The sequence below is a fragment of the Mycobacterium sp. genome (assembly GCF_019247615.1).
GTDB lineage: Bacteria > Actinomycetota > Actinomycetes > Mycobacteriales > Mycobacteriaceae > Mycobacterium.
Genome location: NZ_JAFBAT010000291.1, coordinates 1 through 3,398, shown reverse-complemented (window position 1 = coordinate 3,398; position 3,398 = coordinate 1). Strand labels below are relative to the sequence as shown.

The following is a 3,398-nucleotide window of genomic DNA, read 5'->3' as shown; positions in this document are numbered from 1 at the left end:
GCAGGGTAAATTTGGTCAACACTACCAACATATTGAGGAATGCCCGTGGACTCCCCCATCGATGACCACGCTGTGGCCGCGCGGTTGGCCACCGAGGCCGGGCGGCTGCTGCTCGGAATACGCGAAGAGTTCCTCGATGCCGATGCGAGCGAGCGGAAATCCTTGGGAGACAAACGATCCCATGAATTTCTGCTGGAAGCACTTACTAATCTGCGACCCGGTGACGCGGTGCTGTCCGAGGAGGGCGCCGACGACCCGGCGCGGTTGCGCTCGGAGCGGGTGTGGATCGTCGATCCGCTCGACGGTACGCGGGAATTCTCCGAGCTGGGGCGTGACGACTGGGCGGTGCACGTCGCGCTTTGGCGGGTCGGCGAGCTCGTCGCCGGTGCGGTCGCGCTGCCCGCGCAGGGCGTCACGTTGGCAACGCCTTCCGTCGGTGCGCCGCCGGCCATGCCGGGCACGCCGCGCATCGTGGTCTCGCGCACGCGGTCGCCCGCCATCGCGCTGGCCGTCCGTGACGCGTTGGACGGCGTCCTGGTGGAAATGGGCTCGGCCGGAGCCAAAGTGGCGTCCATCGTTCAGGGTCTGGCCGACGTGTACGTGCACGCGGGCGGCCAGTTCGAATGGGACTCGGCGGCCCCGGTCGCGGTGGCCCGGGCCGCCGGTCTACATGCCTCGCGGATCGACGGGTCCGCGCTGGCCTACAACCAGCCGGATCCCAAGCTGCCGGACGTGCTGGTCTGCCGGCCAGAACTCGCCCAAGCCGTACTCGCCGTCACCGCGCCGAGCGCCGAGTAATAACACTCGACGCAAGATCTTATAAGCGCAGCCGCCGACGGCCCTTGGCCTCGTCCGTCCAGTTACTTTCGATCCGTCCGATCTCGAGCGAGAGCAGGGTGAGAGTCGGGTTATCGCAGTGCACTTCGTGTGCTGTCCGGAATTCGGCCGCGTCCCCGGAGTTCGACAGGTGTGGCCGCAAGGCCTCGAACCATGCGTCGCCGACGACGTTGGGCGCATCCTCGGTGCGCGGCCCCCGGGCCCATTGCCGGTAGGCGTCGCGCGCCTCCGCCAAGCCGGCCCGCCACCGTTGCACCGCGTCATGGCGCTGCGCATGCAACTGCATGTTGATCTGGTGCCGATGGTTGTTGTCTTCCACCAATCGCGGAAGAAACGTATCGGCGGCCGATCTCGCGACCCCGGCCACACCCATCGCCGATGCACCCACGACCACACCCGCCAAGCCCATCATCGCGCCGTCCATGTCACGATCGTTGCATCCGGCGGCGCGTGACAACAGATCCGGCGAGACGGCATGCCGAGTATCCGAGGAACAACTCATGTTTCGGATCGACACCCACCACCATGCCATCCCGGGGTTCTACGGAGACTTGTTGCGGAAGGCCAAGATCGACCCCTCGCGCTGTTTCCGCGTCTGGGAGCCGCACCGCCGTCGCGGGGGGTTCCCCGCTGGATCAGGTCCGTCACACCGCCAGCAGAGTGCTGATGCGCGGTGTTGCGCGCTTGGCCAATACTCCGTGACGCGGGGCTATCGCAGGGCCTGCTGCCAGGTCAGGACGCGTTCGGCCAGTTCCGGTCCGGCGTCCTCCTGGATGAAGTGGCTGGCGTTGATGCGAGCGTGCGGCTGACCGGCCGCGCCGGGGATGTGCTTGATCAGCGGACGATCCGCGCGCCCGAGGATGGGGTCGCGAGTACCGAAGATCGAGAGAAATGGCTTCTCCCAGTTGCCAAGGGAGTCCCAAGCAGCCCTATTGGCCGGAATTGCCGGATCGTCGGGCGAGGTCGGCACCAACTGAGGGAACGCACGGGCACCGGCTTGATAGGTCTTGTCCGGATAGGGCGCGTCGTAGCCGGCCCGTACCTTGGCCGGAACCCTGCGCACGGTGCCGGCGGCCACCAGGCGACCGGCGGGCAGCACCGGCGAGTAGCGCGCGAAGGCGCGCCAGGCGTAGAAGGCGGGAGGCGTGCGTTGGTGCGCCGTGGGAAGGAAACCGTTCGCGACCACCAGCCGCCCGACCCGGTCACCCTGCTCGGCGGCGATGCGCAGGCCGATGAGCGATCCCCAGTCCTGGACGAATAGTGTGACGTCCTTCAGCCTGAGTTGCTCAAACCACGATGTCAGCCACTCGACATGTCGCAGGTACGTGTAGTCCTCGACCCGGCTGGGCTTGTCGGAGCGGCCGAAGCCGATCAAATCGGGCGCGAGCACGCGATGTCCTGCGTCGGCCAGCGGGGGAATCATGGTGCGGTACAGGTAGCTCCACGTCGGCTCGCCGTGCAGCAGCACGATTGGCGGGCCATCGGCCGGGCCCTCGTCGAGGAAATGCATGCGCAACGGCTGGGTGTCGCTGGCAGCCACGTCAACGTAATTCGCTACGAACGGATAGCCCTCCAGATTGTCGAATCGGGAGTCTGGGGTTCGCAGCACATCCATATTCGGCTCCTCCGGTGGTGGCACCTTTGCAAGCCTCTCGCGAGGACGCGACTTCGTCCAGTGGGAGATTTCGTTGAGGCGTGCACCAGCAACCATTAAAATGCCGACATCATGGCCATCCGGCGCGCTGTTCTGCTCATTGCCGACATCGGCGGCTACACGCATTACATGCATTGGAATCGAACACACCTGGCGCATGCGCAGCTGACGGTGGCCGGATTGCTGGAAGCCGTCATCGACGCTGGCAAAGGTTTGAAGTTGGCGAAGCTCGAGGGTGACGCGGCGTTCTTCTGGGCGCCCGACGGAAACGCCAAAGTGCTGGTATGCGAGCGGCTGTCACGGATGCGCCAGTCGTTCCTTGCGCAGCGGGAGCGGTTCAAGCGGGACATTGCCTGCGAATGTGCGAGTTGCTCGCAAGTGGACAGCCTGTCGCTGAAATTCGTCGTGCACCAGGGCGAGGTGGCGGAGCAAAAGGTGAAGCGTCGGCTCGAACTTGCCGGGGTGGACGTCATCCTGGTCCACCGAATGCTGAAAAACTCGGTACCGGTGGTCGAGTACGTGCTCATGACCGATCCCGTCGCGGCCTGTCTCGACGAATCGTTCCGAGGTCTGTGCAAGCCGCTGATCCACGACTTCGAGGGCATTGGGGAAACGTCGACGCATTACATCGACCTCGCAACGTCCGACGTACCGCCCCCAGTGCCCGAGCGCAGCTTGTTCGGCAAGCTGGGGACGACGGCGAGGTTTGAGTGGAAGATGGTGCCGTTCAAGCTACGCATGAAGGAACCAGCTCAGGGTTTCCGGAACCTCAACCGGGGCTCCGAAGAAATCTCCGCCTGAGTTGCCGCGGTCTCGCGAGGGCGGTCTTCGTCAATCACCTTGGCGCGGTCGGTGATCGGGGGCTGGTCGACGCAGTTGATCGCCACCCGAGCGTCGGTGGCGTTCG

General features: G+C 65.3%; 4 protein-coding genes and 1 pseudogene. 2 read left to right on the top strand and 3 right to left on the bottom strand.

Features of this window, described 5'->3' with window-relative positions; genetic code table 11:
• The first annotated feature begins 57 nt into the window (after nucleotides 1-57).
• A complete protein-coding gene (locus JO059_RS20400) occupies nucleotides 58-798 on the top strand; it encodes a 3'(2'),5'-bisphosphate nucleotidase CysQ (protein ID WP_293322067.1) in 741 nt (246 codons plus the stop codon).
• A gap of 19 nt (nucleotides 799-817) precedes the next feature.
• Here the strand turns inward: JO059_RS20400 and JO059_RS20395 are convergent, their stop codons facing one another.
• Nucleotides 818-1,369 carry a hypothetical protein gene (locus tag JO059_RS20395; RefSeq protein ID WP_293322064.1) on the bottom strand — a complete coding sequence of 184 codons (552 nt, stop codon included), beginning with the start codon at nucleotides 1,367-1,369 and terminating at the stop codon, nucleotides 818-820.
• A gap of 177 nt (nucleotides 1,370-1,546) precedes the next feature.
• The gene (locus tag JO059_RS20390; protein ID WP_293322062.1) at nucleotides 1,547-2,452 is read right to left on the bottom strand and encodes a haloalkane dehalogenase; all 906 of its coding nucleotides are present in this window, start codon (nucleotides 2,450-2,452) and stop codon (nucleotides 1,547-1,549) included.
• A 111-nt stretch (nucleotides 2,453-2,563) separates the two neighbouring features.
• Between JO059_RS20390 and JO059_RS20385 the strand changes: the two genes are divergently transcribed.
• Nucleotides 2,564-3,292, top strand: a complete 729-nt coding sequence (locus tag JO059_RS20385) for a DUF2652 domain-containing protein (RefSeq protein ID WP_293322060.1) — start codon at nucleotides 2,564-2,566, stop codon at nucleotides 3,290-3,292.
• Here the strand turns inward: JO059_RS20385 and JO059_RS20380 are convergent.
• Nucleotides 3,291-3,398: pseudogene (locus tag JO059_RS20380) on the bottom strand (hypothetical protein); the annotation flags it as partial. The gene JO059_RS20385 and the pseudogene JO059_RS20380 overlap by 2 nt on opposite strands.